Source organism: Nocardia sp. 348MFTsu5.1, assembly GCF_000383535.1.
GTDB classification, from domain to species: Bacteria; Actinomycetota; Actinomycetes; order Mycobacteriales; family Mycobacteriaceae; genus Williamsia; species Williamsia faeni.
Genome location: NZ_KB911513.1, coordinates 202,160 through 224,140 on the forward strand (window position 1 = coordinate 202,160; position 21,981 = coordinate 224,140).

The 21,981-nt window shown below is 64.5% G+C and carries 15 protein-coding genes and 2 pseudogenes; 8 read left to right on the forward strand and 9 right to left on the reverse strand.

Annotated features, from left to right (window positions below):
- Positions 1 to 67 precede the first annotated feature (67 nt).
- Positions 68 to 3,460, forward strand: coding sequence for a pyruvate carboxylase (locus H290_RS0111565; RefSeq protein WP_020106967.1), 3,393 nt, complete (start codon positions 68 to 70; stop codon positions 3,458 to 3,460).
- A gap of 27 nt (positions 3,461 to 3,487) precedes the next feature.
- The gene (locus H290_RS0111570; RefSeq protein WP_020106968.1) at positions 3,488 to 4,330 is read left to right on the forward strand and encodes a mycofactocin-coupled SDR family oxidoreductase; all 843 of its coding nucleotides are present in this window, start codon (positions 3,488 to 3,490) and stop codon (positions 4,328 to 4,330) included.
- A 53-nt stretch (positions 4,331 to 4,383) separates the two neighbouring features.
- Here the strand turns inward: H290_RS0111570 and H290_RS0111575 are convergent, their stop codons facing one another.
- The 4 genes from H290_RS0111575 to H290_RS0111590 are packed head-to-tail and all read right to left on the reverse strand — an operon-like array spanning position 4,384 to position 9,154.
- Complete coding sequence (locus H290_RS0111575) at positions 4,384 to 5,445, reverse strand: acyl-CoA dehydrogenase family protein (protein ID WP_020106969.1); 1,062 nt, start codon at positions 5,443 to 5,445, stop codon at positions 4,384 to 4,386.
- A gap of 8 nt (positions 5,446 to 5,453) precedes the next feature.
- The gene (locus H290_RS0111580; protein ID WP_155976821.1) at positions 5,454 to 6,647 is read right to left on the reverse strand and encodes an acyl-CoA dehydrogenase family protein; all 1,194 of its coding nucleotides are present in this window, start codon (positions 6,645 to 6,647) and stop codon (positions 5,454 to 5,456) included.
- A 41-nt stretch (positions 6,648 to 6,688) separates the two neighbouring features.
- Entirely contained in the window at positions 6,689 to 7,468 is a 780-nt protein-coding gene (locus H290_RS0111585; protein ID WP_028463066.1) for an enoyl-CoA hydratase-related protein, read from the reverse strand.
- A 9-nt stretch (positions 7,469 to 7,477) separates the two neighbouring features.
- The gene (locus tag H290_RS0111590) at positions 7,478 to 9,154 is read right to left on the reverse strand and encodes an AMP-binding protein (protein ID WP_020106972.1); all 1,677 of its coding nucleotides are present in this window, start codon (positions 9,152 to 9,154) and stop codon (positions 7,478 to 7,480) included.
- A gap of 153 nt (positions 9,155 to 9,307) precedes the next feature.
- On the opposite strand from H290_RS0111590, the gene H290_RS0111595 reads away from it, so the two are divergent.
- A complete protein-coding gene (locus H290_RS0111595) occupies positions 9,308 to 10,054 on the forward strand; it encodes a FadR/GntR family transcriptional regulator (RefSeq protein WP_020106973.1) in 747 nt (248 codons plus the stop codon).
- Between the two features lie 182 nt (positions 10,055 to 10,236).
- On the opposite strand, the gene H290_RS0111600 is transcribed toward H290_RS0111595, so the two are convergent.
- Positions 10,237 to 11,334 (reverse strand): inositol-3-phosphate synthase, encoded by a 1,098-nt coding sequence (locus H290_RS0111600; protein ID WP_020106974.1) that lies wholly within the window; start codon positions 11,332 to 11,334, stop codon positions 10,237 to 10,239.
- Positions 11,327 to 11,968, reverse strand: a complete 642-nt coding sequence (locus H290_RS0111605; protein ID WP_020106975.1) for a PadR family transcriptional regulator — start codon at positions 11,966 to 11,968, stop codon at positions 11,327 to 11,329. The genes H290_RS0111600 and H290_RS0111605 overlap by 8 nt, the downstream gene beginning before the upstream one ends.
- Before the next feature lie 247 nt (positions 11,969 to 12,215).
- Here H290_RS0111605 and H290_RS28375 point away from each other — a divergent pair.
- The 3 genes and pseudogenes from H290_RS28375 to H290_RS0111620 form a co-directional block, all read left to right on the forward strand.
- Positions 12,216 to 12,611, forward strand: a pseudogene (locus H290_RS28375) (DUF5318 family protein); the annotation flags it as partial.
- Positions 12,612 to 12,886: 275 nt separating this feature from the next.
- On the forward strand, positions 12,887 to 14,944 hold the full coding sequence (locus tag H290_RS28380; protein WP_155976822.1) for a transglycosylase domain-containing protein: 2,058 nt from the start codon (positions 12,887 to 12,889) through the stop codon (positions 14,942 to 14,944).
- Between the two features lie 58 nt (positions 14,945 to 15,002).
- Complete coding sequence (locus H290_RS0111620; protein ID WP_020106978.1) at positions 15,003 to 16,649, forward strand: glycosyltransferase 87 family protein; 1,647 nt, start codon at positions 15,003 to 15,005, stop codon at positions 16,647 to 16,649.
- 18 nt (positions 16,650 to 16,667) lie between these two features.
- Here H290_RS0111620 and H290_RS0111625 read toward each other — a convergent pair whose 3' ends face one another.
- From H290_RS0111625 to H290_RS0111635, 3 genes are read right to left on the reverse strand one after another with little or no spacing between them, the layout of a single operon-like run.
- On the reverse strand, positions 16,668 to 17,279 hold the full coding sequence (locus H290_RS0111625; RefSeq protein ID WP_020106979.1) for a GNAT family N-acetyltransferase: 612 nt from the start codon (positions 17,277 to 17,279) through the stop codon (positions 16,668 to 16,670).
- The gene (locus H290_RS0111630; RefSeq protein WP_020106980.1) at positions 17,276 to 18,733 is read right to left on the reverse strand and encodes a hypothetical protein; all 1,458 of its coding nucleotides are present in this window, start codon (positions 18,731 to 18,733) and stop codon (positions 17,276 to 17,278) included. Before H290_RS0111630 ends, H290_RS0111625 begins: the two co-directional genes overlap by 4 nt.
- 51 nt (positions 18,734 to 18,784) lie before the next feature.
- Complete coding sequence (locus tag H290_RS0111635) at positions 18,785 to 20,770, reverse strand: phosphotransferase (protein WP_020106981.1); 1,986 nt, start codon at positions 20,768 to 20,770, stop codon at positions 18,785 to 18,787.
- 159 nt (positions 20,771 to 20,929) lie between these two features.
- Between H290_RS0111635 and rpsF the strand changes: the two are divergent.
- A pseudogene (gene rpsF / locus H290_RS28385) lies at positions 20,930 to 21,205 on the forward strand (30S ribosomal protein S6); the annotation flags it as partial.
- 241 nt (positions 21,206 to 21,446) lie between these two features.
- Positions 21,447 to 21,980, forward strand: a complete 534-nt coding sequence (locus H290_RS0111645; protein WP_020106983.1) for a single-stranded DNA-binding protein — start codon at positions 21,447 to 21,449, stop codon at positions 21,978 to 21,980.
- Position 21,981 lies beyond the last annotated feature (1 nt).

Here is a 21,981-nt window from a genome sequence, read left to right on the forward strand (position 1 = left end):
TCTGCGCGGCGTATTTCTCCATCCGCCATCCGGCCGGCGCCAGACACACATCTCAAGGGAGCACGAAATGTTCAAGAAGGTCCTCGTCGCGAACCGCGGAGAGATCGCGGTCCGCGCGTTCCGGGCAGCAGTCGAATTGGGCGCGTCGACGGTCGCCGTCTACCCCTATGAGGACCGGAACTCGGCACACCGGGCCAAAGGCTTCGAGGCGTATCAGATCGGTGAACCCGGCCATCCCGTCCGCGCGTACCTGTCGATCGACGAGATCATCGGCGCAGCCCAGCGTGCCGAGGCCGACGCGATCTACCCGGGATACGGATTCCTCTCCGAGAACCCGGGGCTCGCCGCGGCCTGCGCGTCGGCGGGAATCACTTTTGTCGGCCCGTCCGCCGATATCCTGAGGCTCACCGGCGACAAGTCCCACGCCGTGGCGGCAGCCCGGGAGGCGGGCCTGCCGGTCCTGGCGTCGTCCGAGCCCTCGGATGATGTGGCAGAGCTTGTTTCGGCCGCCGAGTCCATGAAGTTTCCGCTGTTCGTCAAAGCGGTGGCAGGCGGTGGTGGACGCGGGATGCGACGCGTTGCCGAGCCGTCGCTGCTGCGGGCGGCGATCGAGGCCGCGTCGCGCGAAGCCCGAACCGCGTTCGGTGACGGCACCGTGTTCCTCGAGCAGGCTGTGGTCGATCCCCGCCACATCGAGGTCCAGATCCTCGCTGACGCGACCGGTGATGTCATCCACCTGTTCGAGCGGGACTGTTCGCTGCAGCGCCGGCACCAGAAGGTGGTGGAGGTGGCTCCGGCACCGGGTCTCGATCCCGAACTACGAGAACGGATCTGCGACGACGCGGTGAAGTTCGCCCGGCACATCGGATACACCTGCGCGGGCACAGTCGAGTTCCTTGTCGATCCGAACGGAAACCATGTCTTCATCGAGATGAATCCTCGGATCCAGGTGGAACACACCGTCACCGAGGAGATCACCGACGTGGATCTGGTGGCATCGCAGCTGCGCATCGCGTCGGGTGAGACATTGCGCGACCTCGGCCTGACCCAGGATTCCATCCAGATACGCGGCGCCGCAATGCAATGCAGGATCACCACGGAGGATCCCACCGACGGCTTCCGACCGGACACCGGCCGGGTGACCGCTTACCGAACGCCGGGTGGTTCGGGTGTTCGTCTCGACGGCAGTGTCGGACTGGGCTCCGAGGTCGGATCACACTTCGATTCGATGCTGGTGAAGCTGACATGTCGCGGCCGTGACTTCGCGACGGCCTGCTCCCGGTCGCGCCGGGCGATCGCCGAGTTCCGGGTGCGTGGTGTGGCGACCAACATCCCGTTCCTGCAGGCCGTCCTCGACAGCCCGGACTTCCTGGAATGGCGGGTGACCACCTCGTTCATCGAGGAGCATCCGGAACTGCTGACCCAGAACGTTTCCGCGGACCGGGGAACCCGAATCCTGAGGTACCTCGCCGATGTCACGGTGAACCGCCCGCATGGGGAGCGCCCGTCGTCGGTCTACGCGGTGGACAAGCTACCGCCGATCGATATGGCGATCGCACCGCCGCCGGGTTCTCGTGATCGGCTGGTACGCCTCGGGCCGGAGGGCTTCGCCGCCGACCTGAGGGCGGCGACCGCGCTTGCCGTCACCGACACCACGTTCCGGGATGCGCATCAATCGCTGCTGGCGACCCGGGTGCGCACCCGGGACCTGGCTACCGTGGCGCCGTACGTCGCGCGACTGACCCCGCAGTTGTTGTCGGTCGAGGCATGGGGCGGCGCCACGTACGACGTGGCGCTGCGATTCCTCCATGAAGACCCGTGGGAGCGTCTCGCGGTCCTCCGTAGCGAGATGCCGAACATCTGCCTGCAGATGTTGCTGCGCGGGCGGAACACCGTCGGCTACACGCCCTATCCCGAACAGGTGACCGAAGCGTTCGTGCGGGAGGCCACCGCCACCGGCGTCGACATCTTCCGGATCTTCGACGCACTCAACAACATCGACCAGATGAGGCCGGCGATCGACGCGGTGCGGGAGACCGGGACCGCTGTGGCAGAGGTGGCGATGTCGTACACCGGCGACCTCGCCGACCCCCGCGAGACGCTCTACACCCTCGACTACTACCTGCGGCTGGCCGAGCAGATCGTCGACGCCGGCGCGCATGTGCTGGCGATCAAGGACATGGCCGGCCTCCTGCGCCCCGCGGCGGCGACAACACTGGTCAGCGCCTTGCGTTCACGTTTCGATCTGCCCGTCCACCTGCACACTCACGACACCCCGGGTGGACAGCTGGCCACCTACTACGCCGCCTGGCAGGCGGGTGTGGACGCGGTCGACGGTGCCAGTGCCGCGATGGCAGGAACGACCAGCCAGCCGTCCCTGTCGGCCATCGTCGCGGCGACCGAACACACCGACCGCGACACCGGTTTGGACCTGGCCGGGGTCTGTGACCTCGAACCATATTGGGCCGCAGTCCGTTCGGTGTACGCGCCGTTCGAGTCGGGACTCCCGGCACCGACGGGCCGGGTGTACACGCATGAGATCCCAGGTGGCCAACTGTCGAATCTTCGACAGCAGGCGGCCGCATTGGGCCTGGACCACCGATTTGAAGACATCGAGGCCGCCTACGCGGGCGCGGACCGGGTACTCGGCCGACTGATCAAGGTCACGCCGTCATCCAAGGTGGTGGGCGACCTGGCGCTGGCGCTGGTGGGTGCAGACGCCACCGCCGCCGACTTCGCCGCCGAGCCCGCGAACTTCGACATCCCGGGTTCGGTGATCGACTTCCTTCGCGGTGACCTCGGCGAACCAGCGGCCGGCTGGCCGGAGCCCCTGCGCACCCGGGCGCTCGTCGGCCGCCGTGAGCCGCGCCCGGTCACACCCCTGACCGATGGAGAACAGGCAGCACTCGACGGATCGTCGGAGGAGCGGCGAGAGATATTGAATCGCTTGCTCTTCCCCGCTCCCACTGCCGAATTCGAGTCACACCGTGACAGCTACGGCGACACGTCACAGCTCTCGACAAATCAATACTTCTACGGACTGCGCCAGGGCGAGGAACATCGGGTCCAGCTGGAGCAAGGCGTCCAACTCCTGATCGGGCTCGAGGCCATCTCCGAACCGGATGAGAAGGGCATGCGCAGTGTCCTGTGCATCCTCAACGGGCAGCTGCGTCCGGTACAGGTGAGAGATCGCGGCATCGAGACCGCCGTCCGATCGGCGGAGAAGGCAGACCCCTCCGATCCGGGACATCTGCCGGCACCGTTCACCGGCGTGGTCACCCTCTCGGTGAAAGAGGGAGACACTGTGGCGCAGGGTGATTCGGTGGGAACGATCGAGGCCATGAAGATGGAGGCCACGATCACGGCCACACGGACCGGCGTCGTCACCCGGGTTCCGATCGGTGTCGCCGCGCAGGTCGACGGCGGCGATCTGCTGCTGGTGACGGGCGAGCCCTCGTAACAAAGCAACTGAACAAAGGAGAATCAGATGACAGGTCGATTCGAAGGCAAAGTCGCCTTCATCACCGGAGCTGCACGGGGACAGGGCCGGTCGCACGCAGTGCGGCTCGCCGAAGAGGGGGCCGACATCATCGCGATCGACATCTGTCGGCCGATCGACAGTGTCACGCCGTTCTATTCGCTGGCGGAACCGTCCGACCTGGCAGAGACGGTCCGCCTGGTGGAAGCCCTGGATCGACGAATCGTGGCGCGTGAGGCGGATGTCCGCGATCTCGGAGCGCTGAAAGCGGCTCTAGCCGAAGGAATTGCAGAACTCGGCAGGGTCGACATAGTGCTCGCCAATGCCGGAATCTTCATCAGCCACGACGCGGCCGACATGCCAGAGGAAGCCTGGCGCGATGTCATCGACATCAATCTGACGGGAGTGTTCTTCACCGCGCAGGTGGCAATTCCGCACCTCATCGAGCAGGGGGATGGGGGCGTGATCCTGCTGACGAGCTCGACCGCCGGTATCCAGGGCTACGCGAACGCACCGCACTACACGGCGAGCAAACACGGTGTGGTCGGACTGATGAAAAGCCTTGCGCAGGAACTGGGTCCGCACGGTATTCGCGTGAACACGATCCACCCGACGGGAGTGAACACCCCGATGATCCAGAACAAACGCACCTGGGGTCTGTTCTCGCCGGATGATCCCAACCCCAGTCAAGAGAAGGCGGCGGAGGCGATGAAGGTGTCGAATCTGCTCCCGATTCCCTGGATCGAACCCCGAGAGGTCAGCGATCTCGTCGCCTGGCTGGCATCGGACGAGGCCAGGCACGTCACCGCGTCGCAGTACTCGATTGATGCCGGTGCAGTGAACCGTCCCTGATCAGATGCTGTCGCCCGGCCATGCCCGGGCGACAGCATCCTCCGTGGGTGTGGTCAGGTGCCCGCCACGAGGGCGCGGCCCACGGTCTCGGCGTGTACGCGGGTGTCTCCGAACAGCAACTCACTGGTCTTTGCCCGCCGGAAGTAGTGGTGCAGTGGATGTTCCCAGGTGAATCCGATGCCGCCGTGCACCTGGATGGACTCCTCGGCGGCATAGGTGGCGGCGCGTGACGCCAGTACCCGCGCGGTGGCGGCCGCGACGATGAACTCACTGTCCGAACGAGTGTCGGCGCCGGATGCGTCGAGCACGGCTGCCTCGGCCAATTCGATCGCGACCAGCATGTCGGTCAGTCGGTGCTTGATCGCCTGAAACGACCCGATCGCACGTCCGAATTGCTGTCGTTCGATCGCGTAGGCCACCGACATCTCCAGGCAGGCCCGGGCCGCGCCCACCTGTTCAGCGGCCAGCGCTGTGATCGACATTGCCTGGGCACGTGCCAGCCGATCCGACAGGTCGCCGCGGCCGGCCCGCTGTGCCCGCACTCCGTCGAACTCGATCCGTGCCAACTCCCTTGTCAGATCGAGGGACTCGCGGACGGTGCGCGTGATCCCGGTTGCCTCGGCATCGACCACCACGAGCTCCGGACCATCGGCTCCACCGGCGATCACCACGAGCAGATCGGCACTCGCCCCGGCGATGACCGCCTCCTGCGCTCCATCGAGTACCAGGACGTCGTGACCATCGTCGACTGCGGTCACGTCCGACGATTCGAACGGGTAGCCGGTCACCAGGGCCGCGACCGAGGTACCGTCGGCGATCGAGGGAAGATGTTGCGCGCAAGCAGTTTCGGAGCCGGCGTGCAGAAGGGTGAGGCCGGCGAGGACGACAGATGGAAAGTAGGGCGAGCTGCCCAGTGATCGACCCAGCTCCGACATGACCACGGCGGTGTCCTTGAGGGTGAACCCGGCCCCGCCGTAACTCTCGGGAAAGGGGATCTCGGTGAGTCCCATCTCGCGGAGCGAGTCCCAGACATTGTCTCCCGGGGCTGTTTTCGCCAGCGACCCCCGCAGGCTGTCTTCGAGATCACACTGTTCGACCGTTAATTCGAGTGCCATGGTTGCTCCTAACGTGGCTCGCGCGGCAGACCCAGGCCGCGCTCACCGATGATGTTGCGCTGGATTTCGTCCGAACCACCGGCGATGCGGTAGCCGGGGGCGCCGAGAAGATGTTCGGTCCAGGCGAACGTGTCCGGTTCGCCGGTGTCGGCGACTATCTTGGGCCCGAGAAATGCGGCCGCCGCGTCGCCGATCCGCTTGAGGTTCTGTGTCCAGACCAGCTTGCCGATCGAACCCTCAACTCCGGGAACACCTCCGGCGAGCTCACGCTCGGCGTACCGCGCGACCATCAGGGCCGAAGCCCGTTCGTAGATGGCCACGTCGGCGAGCTGTTGCCGGACGAGGGGATCGTCCGTGATTCCGAGACTCTTCGCCAAGCGCACCAGGTCGGTGCCGTTGCCGCCGGCGCTTACGATGCCCGCGCTGGAACTGCGCTCGAAACCCAGTGTTGTCAGGGCCACCTTCCAGCCGTCGCCCTCCGCGCCGATACGCAGCGAATCCGGTAGTTCGACGTCGGTCAGGAAGACCTCGTTGAACGTCGATCCCCCGGACATCTGACGGATCGGCCGTACCTCGACACCGGGTGTGTCCATCGGGACCATGAACGCGGTCATTCCACGGTGCTTGGCTGCTGCCGGATCTGTCCGGGCGATGAGCAGGCCCCATTCCGAGAACTGCGCGCCTGAACTCCAGACCTTCTGCCCGGTGACGCGCCAACCATGTTCGCCCTTGACGGCTTTGGTCGACAGGCCGGCGAGGTCAGAACCGGCGCCCGGTTCCGAGAACAGCTGGCAGCACAGTTCATCGGCGCGCAGGAAGGGAGCGACGAATTGTTCTTGTTGCTCGGCGGTACCCAGTACGTGGAGTGTCGGGGCGACCAATTCGACTGTCACCAAGACGCTTTCGTGGCGATCAGGTGCGTGGTATCGACGTTCCAGGGATGCATAGACGCGTTCATGACTGGCGGTCAGACCGGGCCCACCCCACTCCGGACCCCAGGTGATCGCACCGAAACCGGCGTCCACACGGCGGCCCTGCCACGCCCGGGCCGCATCGATGAGTACCCGTTCCTCGTCGTGGGTCCGGTTGTGGAAGATCGCGTAGTTCGGCTCCGGTGCAGTGGACGAGTCGTCGGTGCGACGTTCGAGGTTCTCCTCGAGCCAGGCCGCGGCCTTGTCCGCGAATGCTTCGACGCTGATCATCTCGGTCCGTGCCTCGTGATCGAAACTGGCTGTTGCCACGACTATTTCGCTCCTTTCGCCATCTGGGCGATGCGCGCCTCGACGGCGATCTTGGAATCGGGATGTTCGGACAGGCGGACGGTGAATCCTTGTTCGAGCTCGTAGCCGCGTTTGACGTCCAGGGCTTCACAGGCGTTCAGTGATTGTTTGGCGAGGGTGATCGCATACCGGCTCTTGGCGGCGACCGAGCGGGCCCGTGACATCGCGATCTCGAGATGATCGTCGTGCCGGGCGACCTCGATCGGTGCACCCCAGGTCCGAAGTGTTTCGGCATCAACGGCTTCGGCGGTGAAGAACATTCGCCGCATCGCCTGTTGCGGGAGCATCCGGGCGGTGAAACGGCCACCACCGAGGACCCCGACACCCATTTCGGGCAGTCCGAACGTGGCGCGTTCGGAGGCGACCACAAGATCCGCCAGCGCCACCAGCCCGAATCCGCTACCGAGCGCGGGACCGTTGACGGCTGCGATCACGGGCAGCGAACAGTCCAGCACGCTGAACAGGGAACGGCGGACCTCGCGCATCTCGATCTCACCGCTGATCGCGTCCATGACGCGGAAGTTGCCGAGATCGTTGCCGGCACAGAAGATCCGGCCGCGACCGGTGAGGACGACGGCACGGATGTCCTGATTGTCAGAGAGGGCATCGAAGACCGTCGCGATCTCGCCGTACATCTGCGTATCGATCGCGTTGACTTTGCCCCGGGCCAATTCGACCAGCGCGATACCCGGCTCCGGTTCGGTGACCACCAGGTGCTCTACCCCGGCTGGCTGAACAGACATCTTCGGCCTCTATTTCTCGTGTGTGGCGGCGAAATTGATCGCCTGCATCTGGGGTGGTACGGCGCCGCGGTCACGGGTCCAGTCACGCAGCGCGAACTTCTGGATCTTGCCGCTGGCCGTCTTGGGCAGGGAGTCGACGATGAAGACACTCTCGGGGATCTTCTGGACGGCGATCTCGCGTTCGACGAGGAACGTGTACACCTCGGACAGTGTCAGGTCACGTTGATCGCGGGTGACGACGAAGGCACAACCGCGTTCACCGTTCTTGGGATCGGGTCCGGCGACCACTGCGACCTCCACGACGGCCGGATGTTCACTGAGTTGGTTCTCCACGTCGTGAGCACTGATCTTCTCGCCGGAGCGGTTGATGATGTCTTTGATCCTGCCGACGATGTGGATTCCGCCGCTGCTGTCGAATCTGCCGAGGTCGCCGGTGCGGAAGTATCCGTCCGGGGTGAAGGCTTCGTCGTTCAGGGTGGCATCGAGGTAGCCGAGGAAGGTATCGGGTCCGCGCCAGAGGATTTCACCCACCACACCGGCCGGGGCCACACCGCCCTGTCCGTCCGAGACCACCACATCGGTGGGTGCCATCGGTCGACCGTCGGTCTTGGTTCGCAGGAAAAATGAATCCCACCGGGTCGCGGCCGTTACTGAGGGACCTTCGGTTGCCCCGTACATGCGGGTGACCACACCGAGCTGTTCAGTCGCGGCTGCGGTGAGGGTGTCGGGGATGTCGGCGCCGCCACAGACGATGTATCGGATCGACGGGGTTCGCCGCCCCGACGATTCGGCTGCATCGAGCAGGCCGCGCAGGAACGGCGTCGAGAAGATCATGAAGCTGGCGCGTTCCTCGGTGATCCGGTGCAGGGCGGTGGCCGGATCCCAGATGTCCTGCAGGACAACAGGTGCGCCGAGGAGGAAAGGCAGTATCAGCGCGCAGTTGACGCCGGTGACATGGGTGACCGGGGACGGATTGAAGATCACATCGCGTTCGTTCAGCCCGAACCACTCGATCATCGAACGGTTTTCGTAGACGAGAGTGTTGTGGCTGTGGAGGACGCCCTTGGGTTCGGCGGTGGTCCCGGACGTATAGAGCAGGAGGCAGATGCTGTCTGGATCCGGCTCGGCCAGCGAGACCACCGCCGAGATCATGGGTGCGGTGACCGATGACATCAGGGTGTCCCACGCCGTCACCGGCGCGGAAGAGGAATCGTCGCCGATTGTCACGACCAGTTCGAGGTCGGGCAGTTCGGCGGCGAGGTCGGCATACATCGCGCAGTAGTCCACCCCGCGCACCGTGCCCGGGATGAATACGATCTTCGCCCGCGACTGGCCGAGGATGAAGCGGAGCTCGCGGCCGCGGTAGATGGGCACGATCGGGTTCGCCGTCGCGCCGATCTTCATCACCGCCTGGAAGACGATCACGGCTTCGGTGCAGTTGGGGAGTTGAAAGGACACAACATCGTCGGCCGTCACCCCACGGGCCCGCAGGGCCGCTGCCAGACAGGTGGCCTCCCGGTTCACATCGGCGAATGTGAGTCGACGCTCGCCGTCGATCACCGCAATGGCGTCGGGATACCGCGCTGCGGTGCGCGTAAGGAAATGGCCCACCGGGAGGTCCTGCCAGTATCCTGACGAGCGGAACGACTGTGCGACTTCGGCATTCGGTGGCCGCGACGGCAACATCCGAGACCTCCTGTCATGCTCGCCAACTTTCCTGACAGTGACTACAGTATCTAAAAACGCTAACTATGTACAGATTTGCCGTACATCACACTCAGCTCTGGGTAAGGTCGCGATAACACGCACCACCCGCGTGATTAACCAGTTGGGGGCCGAATGACCGTCGATGAGAACTCCGGGCCGCGTGCCCGCGTGCCGAAGGTGTCGGCCCGGGTCGCGAATCTGATCGCTGACGAGATCCTCGGTGGAGGCATCGTCGAGGGTCAGCGCCTGCCCACCGAGAAGGAGATGGTCGCCGACCACGGCGTCGCCCGGACCACCGTTCGCGAGGCGCTGCGCCTGCTCGAGAGCCGCGACCTGGTGACGATCAAGTCGGGTATCGGCGGTGGCCCGGTGGCGAAGCGACCGGAGCTGGAGTCGCTCGGCAACACGATGAAGCTGTTCCTGCAGATCGACGGGGCCAACATCAGCGATGTCATCGACGTGCGCCTGATGCTCGAACCCATCGTGGCCCGTGAGGCCGCGGCGAACGTCACCGACAAGCAGATCGAGGTGATGCAGACCGCCCTCGACCGCATGCGCGAAGATCCCGGTGACTATCCGAACTTCCAGGACAACAATGCCGTCTTTCAGCGCAGCGTGTACGAGGCCGCGGGTAACCCCGTCCTGAAGATCGTGATGGAGACGCTCTGGCTATTGGTGCGCGATGCCGAGCCGAACGAGCATCCGATGGCCACCCGGCTCGCCGCGATCGAGATGCAGCAGGATGTTCTCGACGCGATGCGGGAGCGGAACTCCGAGGCAACTGCTGCGGCCATGAACGCATTCAACGAGGAGTCCGCGAAGTACTACCGGCGTCGTCTGGCGGACATCATCTCGCGCCCCGTGCACTGGCAGATGTGAGACCGGCTCCGGCCCTGAAAGCTGTCCTATGGCGGATCGCCGAGGGCTATTCTCCCTCGGAGCCCCAGTAGGGACCGGTTTTCAGGGCAGCGGCCCAGGGAAGACAAAATGCCGCACACCTCGAAAGGTGTGCGGCACTCTGTTTTGTCAAAACCGGTCGTGGACCGGTGTGCAGACCTGAATCAGGCGTCTGCACCGATGATGAAGGCCTCGAGCTGATCGCGTGCGACGTCGTCGGCGAGCTGCTCCGGCGGGCTCTTCATCAGGTAAGCCGATGCCGGGAGGATGGGTCCGCCGATACCGCGGTCCTTGGCGATCTTGGCGGCGCGCACGGCGTCGATGATGATGCCGGCCGAGTTGGGGGAGTCCCAGACCTCGAGCTTGTACTCGAGGCTCAGCGGCACGTCACCGAAGGCACGGCCTTCGAGGCGGACGTAGGCCCACTTGCGGTCATCGAGCCACGCGACGTGGTCCGAAGGTCCGATGTGGACGTTCTTGTCCGAGATCTTGTTGGCCAGGGCACCGGTCAGGTTGGACGTCACGGCCTGGGTCTTCGAGACCTTCTTGGACTCCAGGCGCTCACGCTCGAGCATGTTCTTGAAGTCCATGTTGCCGCCGACGTTCAGCTGGTACGTGCGATCGAGCGTGACGCCGCGATCTTCGAACAGCTTCGCCATCACGCGGTGGGTGATGGTGGCACCGACCTGGCTCTTGATGTCGTCGCCGACGATCGGAACACCGGCATCGGTGAACTTCTTGGCCCAGACCGGGTCGCTGGCGATGAACACCGGGAGGGCGTTCACGAATGCGACGTTGGCATCGATGCAGCACTGTGCGTAGAACTTGTCGGCCTCTTCGGATCCGACGGGCAGGTACGAGACGAGGACGTCGACCTTGTTGTCCTTGAGGACCTGGACCACGTCGACGCCGGTGCCGTCAGCCTCGGTGATGGTCTCGCGGTAGTACTTGCCGAGTCCGTCGAGGGTGTGGCCACGCTGGACGTTGACGCCGGTCGGCGGCACGTCAGCGATCTTGATCGTGTTGTTCTCGCTGGAGAAGATGGCGTCGGAGAGATCGAATCCGACCTTCTTGGCGTCCACGTCGAACGCGGCGACGAACTGCACGTCGCGGACGTGGTACTGGCCGAACTTCACGTGCATGAGGCCGGGAACGTTGGCGTTCTCATCGGCATCTTGGTAGTACTGCACGCCCTGGACCAGGGATGAGGCGCAGTTTCCCACGCCAACAATCGCCACGCGAACTGAATTGTTGTCACCCATGGTCGGGTTCCCCTTCTTTGTGTGGTGTTACTGAGGTTGTTTCGGGTTCTGCAATGACCGTTTCTGAAGGCAACGGCCCAGGGTTTCTCGACACCTCTGTCGAACCCTCGGCCCGCTCTGAACCTTCAGCGGCAATGAGCTCGTTGAGCCAGCGGACTTCACGCTCGCTGGACTCGAGACTCAACTGATGGAGCTGCTTGGTGTAGCGATCGACTGTGCGGTTCGAACGACCGACAGCCTCTCGGAGACCCTCGCGGCGTTCTTCCACTTGCCGGCGCCGACCCTCGAGGATGCGCATGCGCGCCTCTGCGGGAGTCCGGCTGAAGAATGCGAGGTGCACTCCGAAGCCATCGTCGGTGTAGTTTTGCGGGCCGGTGTCTGCGAGCAGTTCGGCGAACCGCTCCCGTCCCTTCGGGGTCAATGCGTAGACGCGGCGAGCGCGTCGCTTCAAGGTCCCCGGTGCACCCGAATCCTCAGCGATCAAACCGTCCGCCTGCATACGGCGCAGCGACGGGTACAGCGATCCATACGAAAACGCGCGGAACGCACCGAGCAGACCGGTGAGCCGCTTACGCAGCTCGTAGCCGTGCATCGGTGACTCGAGGAGCAAGCCGAGTACTGCGAGTTCGAGCATCGGGATTACACCTCCATCCGACGTGTTGCAGAAACCTGTGAGTCTGATGCTACACACATATGTATCGCGCCGATATAACCGGTACGTCACGATGGGTTGACCTGCACCGATTGGCACGGTCGGCGGTCGTAAGGGCACGGTCGACGGGGTTTTCGGCCCGGTCGGCGGACGGGCGGGGAGGTTGTTCACAGCCGCCGCGTCGGATGACCCTGAACGATTGCCGGTCCGGGCCACGTACTCTTGACGAGTGCGATCGCAGCGACAGGTGGTGGACTACGCGCTACAGCGGAAGTCCCGGCTGGCCGAGGTCTACGCCGGGCGTACCGGTGTGGCCGAGGTCTGCGACGCCAGCCCCTATCTGCTGCGTGCGGCCAAGTTTCATGGACTGACCAGCTCAGAGCGATGCCCGATCTGCCGAAAAGAGCAGGTGACGATTGTCTCCTGGGTATTCGGGGAAAAACTTGGCCAAATTTCAGGTTCGGCCCGTACAAATGAAGAGATTCAGCACCTGGCGATGAGCCGGGAGGAATTCTCGGTACACGTGGTGGAAGTGTGCCGCACGTGCAGCTGGAACCATCTGGTCCAGTCGTATGTGTCGGGATTGCCACCACGGCCGCCGGTGCGGCGGAGCCGTCGGGTTGCCGGCGGACGGACATCGAACAATGCGACTACCGGTCGTTCCGCGAATGTGGACGCCGATGGAGGCCCAGCAGGCATGGGCACAGAAGGTATGGAGAAGTATCTGTGAGTAACGGCCCTGACGGACCGAATCGGTCCGGTTGGACCACCGACAATGGTGACGCGCGGCAATCCGCGCCTGCCGGTCGGAGTCCGGTGGAGAAGAAGCGGACCTGGCAGAAGGTGGTCGCGTGGATTCTCGGGCTCGGTGGAGCCCTGCTGCCCGGCTTCGTTCTGGTGATGGCGGCGGTCTTCCTGTTCACCTACGCAGATGTGACCGTGCCCGCTCCCGGCGAGATCAAGCAGAGTCAGGTCGCCACGGTGGTCGACACCAACGGTGGTGAGATCGCCAGGATCGTCCCGGCGGAAGGCAATCGCACCGACGTCCCGATCGAACAGATCCCGCCGGTGCTCCAGGAAGCCGTCATCGCCGCCGAGGATCGTGAGTTCGAGGAGAACGCAGGCTTCTCGATCAGCGGTTACGGCCGGGCCGTGGTCGGCAAGGTCACCGGCAACGAAAGCGCCGGCGGTGGTTCGACGATCACACAGCAGTACGTGAAGAACGTGCTCACCGGCGATGAGGCGAGCTACCAGCGCAAGTTCCGTGAGCTGGCGATCTCCACCAAGATGGCCAACGAGTGGTCCAAGCCGGAGATCATGGCCGCCTACCTGAACACCATTTACTTCGGTCGCGGTGCCTACGGCGTTGCCGCGGCGTCAAAGGCCTACTTCAACAAAGACATCAAGGACATCACGTTGCCCGAGGCGGCGGTGCTGGCGAGTTCCATCCGGTCACCCTCGTACTACGATCCGGCAACCAATCTCGAAGCTGCCCAAGGTCGTTGGCAGTATGTGCTCGACGGCATGGTCAGCACCGGCGCGATCACCAAGGACGAGGCTGCTGCGCAGCAGTACCCGAACGTCGTCGATCCGCAGGCCGCGGCCGGCGATCCGGCCAGCGACGGACCCAACGGACTCATCAAACGCCAGGTACTCGCCGAACTGGGTGGCCTCGACATCTCCGAAGACGAGATCCGTACCGGCGGACTGAAGATCACCACCACTATCGATCCGCAGGTGCAGAACGCAAATGTCAAGGCAGCCAACGGTTCGCTGGAGGGTGAACCGAAGGAACTGCGGACCGCGGTGGTCTCGGTCGATCCGCGAACCGGCGCCGTGAGGGGTTACTTCGGCGGCAACGACGGCAACGGCTTCGACTACGCACAGGCCGATCTGCAGACCGGCTCGTCGTTCAAGGTCTTCGCGATGGTGGCCGCCCTCGAGCAGGGCATCCCGCTGTCGAAGACTTACAGTTCGGCACCGTTCGAGAACTCGGGTATCACCATCAACAACTCGGACGGCTCGTCATGCGGTACCTGCAACCTGGCGACCGCGATGAAGATGTCGCTCAACACGGTGTTCTACCGGCTGATGATGGACCTCAACGGAGGACCCAACGCGGTCGCCGACGCCGCCCACCGGGCGGGTATCCCGGAGACGCGTCCCGACGGCACCGCAACCTTGCAGAACGAAGACGGCGGCGTCGAAGGCGGTGTGGTGCTGGGCCAGTACGACTCGCGTGTCATCGACATGGCGTCGGCGTACGCAACCCTGGCAGCGTCGGGGATGTACCAGGCGCCGCACTTCGTGCAGAAGGTCGAGAACTCCCAGGGTGAGGTGCTCTACGAACGCGCCGACAGCCCGGGTGAACGTCGCCTCCCGGCCGAGGTCGCCGACAACACCACCGCCGCACTCCAACCCATCGCCGCGTACTCCAACGGCAATGCGCTCGACGGCGGTGAGCGCCCGTCGGCCGCCAAGACCGGCACCACTCAGCTCGGGGACACCGGGATGAACAAGGACGCCTGGATGGTGGGCTACACGCCGCAGCTGTCCACGGCGGTCTGGGTCGGCACCGACAACGGCACGGAGTTGGTGAACTACTCCGGCTCGACGATCTACGGTTCGGGATTGCCTGCGCAGATCTGGCGGACGGCCATGAACGGCGCGCTCGACGGACAGCCGATCGAGGAATTCCCGAAGCCGGCCGCGATCGGAGGTGTTTCGGGTGTTCCGTACGAGGCCCCGACCACGACGTCGGCCACCGCGACCCGCACCACGCCTCCGACCACGACAACCGAGACGCCGACCAGCCAACCGGGTGTGACCTTGGCGCCGGGCATCGTGATCCCGCTGCCGGGTGGGCAGCAGGACGAAGAGACCGAGACCGTTCCTGAAACCGAGACGGAACCGGCGGACCCATCTGCTGAGTTCGGGCCACCCATCGGGAATCCGTAGGCGGGTTGTGGCTACCGACGGGGATCTGGGGGGCTCTGCGGTACCGGCCGAACATCACGTGCCGGAGCAGGACACAAATCCTGACCACAACCACCCCACCGACACGCTGAATCTGTTCGATTCACCGGCGGTGTACGCGGCGGACCGGCGTGAGGTGACCACCCGCGACCTACCCAGTCGCACCGACCCCGTGGTAGCGCCGGGCAGTTTCGTGATCGGCGGCCCGATCGGGCTGCACGCCGTTGTCGGCCGCGGCCGCACCTGGACACCGGTTCGGGTTCTGATGCTGATCGCCCTGGTGTTCCTGGCACTCGGTTGGTATACGAAGGCCGGTTGTCTGCAGCAAGGCCCCAACGCCGATACCGGCGTGATGGGGCTGGACTGGGACAACCACCGGCAATACACCGCAATGTGTTATGCAGACACCATTCCCCTGTACGGCGCCGAACGGCTCGACGAGGGTGCGTTCCCCTACAAGAAATCCTGGTACGAGGACGACGGTGCCGGGGGGCAACAGCAACGGTTCATGGAGTATCCCGTCCTGACGGGCGTGTTCATGTATGCCGCCGCCCAGAGTGCCCAGGGCTGGGAGTGGGCGCACGAGAACTGGGGTGTGCCAGGGGCATTGGACGTCGTCCTGTTCTTCAACCTGGTGGCATTGGGTTTGGCCCTGTGCTGGCTGGTGACGATCTGGGCCACGGCGCTCACCGCACAGCGGCGGGTGTGGGCCGCGGCTCTGGCCGCGGCGTCACCGCTGGTGGTCGTGCACATCTTCACGAACTTCGATGCCATCGCCATCGCGGCACTCTCGGTGGCCATGTTGGCGTGGTCGCGCCGAAACCCTTGGCTCACCGGTATTTTCCTGGGTATCGGTATGTCGGCGAAGCTGTATCCGGCGTTGCTACTGATCCCGCTGCTGGTGTTGTGTCTGCGCGCCGGCAAGGTCCGCGACTTCGGCGTGACCGCGGCATTGACGGCCGCGACGTGGCTGGTGATCAACCTGCCGATCATGATCACGCACTACCGCGGCTGGACCGAATTCTTCCGGTACAACTCAGATCGCGGCACCGACCCCGACACCCTGTTCAACGTCATCTCCGAGATCACCGGCTATCAGTGGGGCAATGAGCCCGGTCAGGCACCGGCGCTGCTCAACGCCATCAGCATGGGTTTGTTCGTTCTCGTCGCTCTGGCCTTGGTGTTCATCGGATTTCATGCGCCGATGCGTCCACGCCTGGCGCAGTTGATGTTTCTGACCGTGGCCGGGTTCCTGCTGGTGAACAAGGTATGGAGCCCGCAGTACTCGCTGTGGCTGGTGCCGCTGGCGGTGCTGGCACTGCCGCACACACGAATCCTGTTGGGCTGGATGCTGATCGACGCGCTCGTCTGGGTGCCGCGGATGATGTGGTATCTGTTCAAAGAAACCGGTGACGGCCTGCCCGAGCAGTGGTTCCTGTCGATGGTAGTGATCCGCGACCTGGCCGTGATCGGTCTGTGCGTGATGGTGATCTGGCAGATCTACCACCCGGTGAAAGACCTTGTCCGCCGCGGCCGGGGATGGCGCGCCATCGTGGTCGACGATCCCGGTGGTGGCGTTCTCGACAATGCGCCGGACCGGATGCCGTGGCCGCGTGAGGCCACCAAAACCCCTGTCCGGGAAACAGATCCACCCACCGAGGCGTTCGAGGCGGTCGTGAGGGTCTGACGCGCTTTCAGGGGTGCCTCACCCCAGCGTTCGCTGTTCCAGGACTGCCTTGGCGCCCGGCCAGTCGACGTCAGTCATCGCATATTGCGCGGTGGTGCGCCACAGGGAGGGCCGAGGGCCGTTGTGAGGTGTCTGTTCCGGCGGCCCGGGAAGCGGCCGGTGTTTGCGGAGTAGTCCCTCGAAGGTGGCTCCCAGCTTGGCGATCCCGGCGCGGGACTGGGCATTTCGCTCGTCGGTGTGCCACACGACGCGGACCGCACCGAGTTGTTCGAAGGCCCGCTGCAGCAGCAGGAGCTTGGCTTCGGGGTTGACCGTGGTGCCCTGGACCGCGGTCGAATACCAGGTGTGGCCGATCGCCAGCGTCCAGTTCGCGGGGGTGATGTCGTAGAAGCTGGTCGATCCGACGACGTGTCCGCTGTCGTTGTCGACAACTGCGAACGCCACCCGATCCGGGGTGTCGAGGGCGGTTTGTATGTAGCGGGTGGCGCCGTCGGTGTCTGTCGGGACGGTTGTCCATCGGTAGGCCTGCGGCCGGTCGACCGCGGCGCACAGTTCGGACGCGTCGGACAATGCCAACGGGCGCAGGGTGACTCGGCTTCCGGTCAGGACAGGTGCGGTGAACCAGTTCATGCCGGAACGGTAGCGCCTGCGGACCTCTCCGGAAAAGTGGTTTTCGGCGGCACCCGTAGCGGCGCTCCGACGAAGTGGTAGATCAGGATCAGCAGACACAGTGCGTGCGACCAAACACCCAGCTGGACACCGCCCATCACCCACCAGGTCATGTCGTCACCGCGGGTGAGGATGCCGAACATCCGGAAGATGGTGAGGTCGAGGGCGATATCGCCGATCAGATAGAGCGCGATGATCCGCCAGTCGACGGCGAGCAGCACGAAAAACGGCAGGATCCACAGGGTGTACTGGGGTGAGTGCACCTTGTGGAAGAGCATGAAGGCGGCCAGCATGGCGGCGCTCGTGCCGATCCACGGAAAGACGTTGCCCTGCTGCCAATGCCGGACACCGAACCAGACGGCCGCGGCCATTCCGACGACGATCAGCAGCGGCGAGGCGACGCCGACAATCGAGTTGTAGACACTGCCCCCATCCTGTGGCCCGTCGCCGACGAGATGCCGCAGGCCCCAGTACCAGATGGTGTTGGTGTCGACGTCGGCCTTGCGTTTGCCCTGGAACGTCAACGACGCCTTCCAGCCGTCGAAGCCGGCGATCATGAACGGCAACTGCACGGCGATCACCGTGGCGACCGCCACTCCGACAACACCGCCGGCGCCCTTCCAGTCCAGCTCGGATTTCGAGATCTGGGTCGGACGAAGCGCCCGGGTCAGCACCAGGATCGCCAGCGGTACGACGAACAGGCCCGGATAGATCTTCAGACAGAATCCGAGCGCCAGGACAAACGACGTCCAAAATGCACTGGTGCGCAACGACAGCCAGGGCAGTCCGGTACGGGGATTGATACGGGCACCGAACACCATGATCGCGACGGCGACCACGGTCGTGGCGACAACCGGGAGTTCCCAGTTGTGGAAAGCATAGAGAATCAGTGCCGGCGCGGCCGCCCACAGCAATACCCACCAGCGCGCCAGCAGCGTGAGCAGGATGACGATCAGAATGCCGAATGGTGCGAGGAGCAGAGCGGACTGGAAGAGGAAGTCGGAATCGGTGTGTGCGCCGCTGGCACCGAAGTACATCAGCAGCCCCGACAGCACCGGGTATTCGACGACACCGCCGTAGAGCACACCGTTGTCGGTGATGCCACCGTGGATGTAGGGGAAGACGTGATTGTTGATGTCCCGTCCGATCCACAGGAACTGCAGGTCGGAGTAGCACGGCATGATGATCTCGCCGGTTCCGACCGGCCAGTGCGCGCTCCGGCCGGACTGGTCGAACGGCGGTCCGCCACAGGTGGCCTTGCCGAGATAGCCGAGCCACATGAACAGCGAGCTGATCACCAGCGCGATGAGCAGGATCAAAACCAGTTCGCCACGCCCAGAACTCAGACGCGTGCGCCAGGACGGTTTGTCGGGAGTCGTCAGTTCCCACGTTGAAGGGACCGGCGGCGAAGGCATGGCCTACAGGGTAGAGATCCGGTCATCGTGAGAGCGGACCCCCGTCCCCGATCACGAACCCTGATTGCGGTTCCACTCCACCCAACCGGCCCCTTCGCGGCCATCGGCGCTGATCACGCGACCCCACGAGCGTGCGAAGAAGGCCAGACGTCCGTCTTCCGATTCCAGCCGCAAGGGCCCGTGACCCAGGGGCTCGAAGTCGAGGATCGCCCGCCCGGGTTCGATGGTCAGCCGGGTGGAGACGGGCAAACCGTCCGACGTGAACTCCGAGGTGGCGACATGCTCCGACAGCTCGATCAGCGGCAGCCCCGGCAGTTGCGCGTAGCCGACACTGATCTGTGGGAGGTCCGGGATCCGCAGATCGAGTCCGTGGAGGTGGGTGCCGTCGGGGAAGTGGATCGCACTCCACACCCAGTCCATGCCCCACCAGTCCCGGACACCCCAGGAATGGTCACGCTGGCCGGGTACCCCGTCGAGCGTGATGGTCTCGTCGTCGATGCTGATGGTCCCGCTGACGAGGCAGGGAATCTCGTACCGCGGCGTCAGCCGGTATTGGTATGCCGTGCCGACGCTGGCGAAGTGCAGATCCATCCGGACGTCGACGACTCTTCCGTGCTCGCCACGCAGGATCGCCGACGGATCGTCGAAGGCCTCACCCCGGCCGCGCAGGGTGACGGTCGCGGTCGTGAGCGGCTCATCGAACTGATGGGTGGCCTGCAGGGATCCGGTGGTGATGGTCAGGTCATCCGGTGTCGGCAGGTCGAAGTCGAGGACCGCCACGGTCGGCCGTCCGGGTCCGCAGATCATCGCCGTGTACCAGGAACTCCGCTGGTTGGGGGTGATCCCGAGCCGGACATACGCGCCGACGCCGGCATCGACATCCGCCAGATCGAAGTACCAGCTCTCGTTCCACAGATCTTCGGGGCCGGGTGCGTGGGCGAACTCGTCGGACGGTTCGGGTGCAAGCGACTCGACGGTGGCCGGCGCGGGCAGGATTGCGGTGGAGTCGAGGTCGAGGGCCAGCTCGCAATGTCGCGCGAACATCGTCATGAACATCTCGTCACCACGCTCGGTCTGCTCCACCAGCACCGACGGGACGATGGTCATCAGGATTCCGAGGAAGGTGTGCCGCCGCACGCCTTCGCGAACCTCGTCGACGGTGGCCGGCCCACGTCCGCCGAGTTCGTCGAAGTAGGTCCGCAGCAGCTCGTCGAAGTGCGCCCGACGCAGCTCGGTGGGCAGCGAGGCACCGAGAAAGTAGGCAAGGTCGTTGGTCGCCGGGCCCCACGTGACGGTCTGCCAATCGACGACCGTCACCGGGCGGGCGGCACCGGGTTGTCCGAAGAGCAGGTTGTCGAGCCGGAAGTCTCCGTGGACCAGGCTTTGATGTGGCTGATCGAGTTCCTCGGCGAGGTACTGGTCCCAGCTGTCGACCATCCTCTGGGCCAATTCGATATGACGTGGGTCGAGCCGATCGCGGTACCGCTCGACAAATGCGGGGAAGAGCGAGGCGAGCAGTACCTGGGTGATGGGAGGTTCGCGGTTGAGCCAGTCGGTGGCGGCGAGCTGATCGCTGCCGACGACAGCGGACTGGATACGTGCCAGGGCCCGGATCGCGAGGACGGCCTGGTCGAGGGTGGCGCCGGCGATGTCGTTGCCGACCTCCGCAGGTCCGGCGTCCTCGAGGACCAGGGCGAACGTTCCGGATTCGGGTTCGTGGGTCGCGTGGTGGCAGTGGGCGAGTGCGCCGTTTCCGATGGTGGGGGCGATGTCGGAGTAGAAACGCACCTCCCGTTCGTACAGCCCGAGCGAGACACCGGTCGAGCGGCTGGTCTCGTCCGACGCCGCGATCTTCAGCACCACGGTGTCCGGCCCGGTGCCGTCGCCGTATCTGAGTGTGACGCGGTGGCTTTCGCTCATCTGCCCGGTCCCGATCGCGGCGGTCTCGAACGACGCGACCGTGCCGGCGCCGATCGCTCCGGTCAGCCAGCCGGTGGTCAGATCGTCGGTGACGGCGATCACAGTCGGGGTGCTCATCAGCAGAAGCTAACGCGTGGTGCATTTTTCGTTGGCCCGTTTGGGGGATTTCGCTGGTCAAGGTCACGTGGGGTAGTCTGGGCCGGTTGCCGACGCAGGCGACCCTCCTGCCACGGAACGTCCGTGGCCTACCTAGTCCATAGGAGGTGATGAGGTCTTATGCGTCATTACGAATTGATGGTCATTCTTGACCCCAACCTGGATGAGCGAACAGTTGCTCCATCGTTGGATACTTTCCTCAATGTGATTCGCCAAGATGGCGGAAATGTTGCAGGTGTGGATGTTTGGGGCAAGCGTCGTCTTGCTTACGAAATCCTCAAGCACACCGAGGGCATCTACGCAGTTGTCGATCTGAACGCGGAACCGGCGACGGTCACCGAGCTCGATCGCCAGCTCAAGCTGAACGAGTCGGTGCTCCGCACCAAGGTGATGCGCGTGGACGAGCGTGCCAAGGTGCGACGGGCGAAGATCGCTGCCAAGTTCGCTGCCAAGGCTGCGGCCAAGCCGCCGAAGGTAGCCAAGTAGCTATCTGGTTGTTCACGGAGAACCGAACGTTCTCCATGAACGTCCTAGTGCGTGTCGGTACCGGGCTCTAGGCTTCCTTTCCAAGGGGGCTCGCTCGGTGCACATCGACCCCAAACCACTGCGCAACCGCAACTGAACTCGGGAGATACACATGGCAGGCGATACCGTCATCACCGTCGTTGGAAACCTGACAGCCGATCCGGAACTCCGGTTCACACCGTCCGGTGCGGCTGTCGCGAACTTCACCGTGGCTTCGACGCCGCGGACGTTCGATCGGCAGTCCAATGATTGGAAAGACGGCGAAGCACTGTTCATGCGGTGCAACATCTGGCGCGATGCCGCGGAGAATGTTGCCGAATCTCTCACCAAGGGCTCGCGGGTGATCGTGTCCGGCCGGCTCAAGCAGCGGTCGTACGAAACCCGTGAGGGCGAGAAGCGCACAGTGGTGGAACTAGAGGTCGACGAGATCGGTCCCTCACTGCGCTACGCCACCGCGAAGGTCAATCGGGCCTCGCGCGGAGGCGGCGGTGCAGGTGGCGGTGGCAACTTCGCATCCAGCGGCGGCGGTGGAAACCGTGGCGGCGGAGGCGGCGGTCAGGCTGCAGCTGCATCGAACGACGATCCGTGGGGCAGTGCTCCCGCGAGTGGATCGTTTGGTGGCGGGGACGACGAACCACCGTTCTGAC

Bases quoted from the DNA above. Each gene is read 5' to 3' on its own strand.
- H290_RS0111565 (WP_020106967.1), top strand. From the start codon at position 68: ATGTTCAAGAAGGTCCTCGTCGCGAACCGCGGAGAGATCGCGGTCCGC.
- H290_RS0111570 (WP_020106968.1), top strand. From the start codon at position 3,488: ATGACAGGTCGATTCGAAGGCAAAGTCGCCTTCATCACCGGAGCTGCA.
- H290_RS0111575 (WP_020106969.1), bottom strand. From the start codon at position 5,445: ATGGCACTCGAATTAACGGTCGAACAGTGTGATCTCGAAGACAGCCTG.
- H290_RS0111580 (WP_155976821.1), bottom strand. From the start codon at position 6,647: ATGATCAGCGTCGAAGCATTCGCGGACAAGGCCGCGGCCTGGCTCGAG.
- H290_RS0111585 (WP_028463066.1), bottom strand. From the start codon at position 7,468: ATGTCTGTTCAGCCAGCCGGGGTAGAGCACCTGGTGGTCACCGAACCG.
- H290_RS0111590 (WP_020106972.1), bottom strand. From the start codon at position 9,154: ATGTTGCCGTCGCGGCCACCGAATGCCGAAGTCGCACAGTCGTTCCGC.
- H290_RS0111595 (WP_020106973.1), top strand. From the start codon at position 9,308: ATGACCGTCGATGAGAACTCCGGGCCGCGTGCCCGCGTGCCGAAGGTG.
- H290_RS0111600 (WP_020106974.1), bottom strand. From the start codon at position 11,334: ATGGGTGACAACAATTCAGTTCGCGTGGCGATTGTTGGCGTGGGAAAC.
- H290_RS0111605 (WP_020106975.1), bottom strand. From the start codon at position 11,968: ATGCTCGAACTCGCAGTACTCGGCTTGCTCCTCGAGTCACCGATGCAC.
- H290_RS28380 (WP_155976822.1), top strand. From the start codon at position 12,887: ATGGCGGCGGTCTTCCTGTTCACCTACGCAGATGTGACCGTGCCCGCT.
- H290_RS0111625 (WP_020106979.1), bottom strand. From the start codon at position 17,279: ATGAACTGGTTCACCGCACCTGTCCTGACCGGAAGCCGAGTCACCCTG.
- H290_RS0111630 (WP_020106980.1), bottom strand. From the start codon at position 18,733: ATGCCTTCGCCGCCGGTCCCTTCAACGTGGGAACTGACGACTCCCGAC.
- H290_RS0111635 (WP_020106981.1), bottom strand. From the start codon at position 20,770: ATGAGCACCCCGACTGTGATCGCCGTCACCGACGATCTGACCACCGGC.
- H290_RS0111645 (WP_020106983.1), top strand. From the start codon at position 21,447: ATGGCAGGCGATACCGTCATCACCGTCGTTGGAAACCTGACAGCCGAT.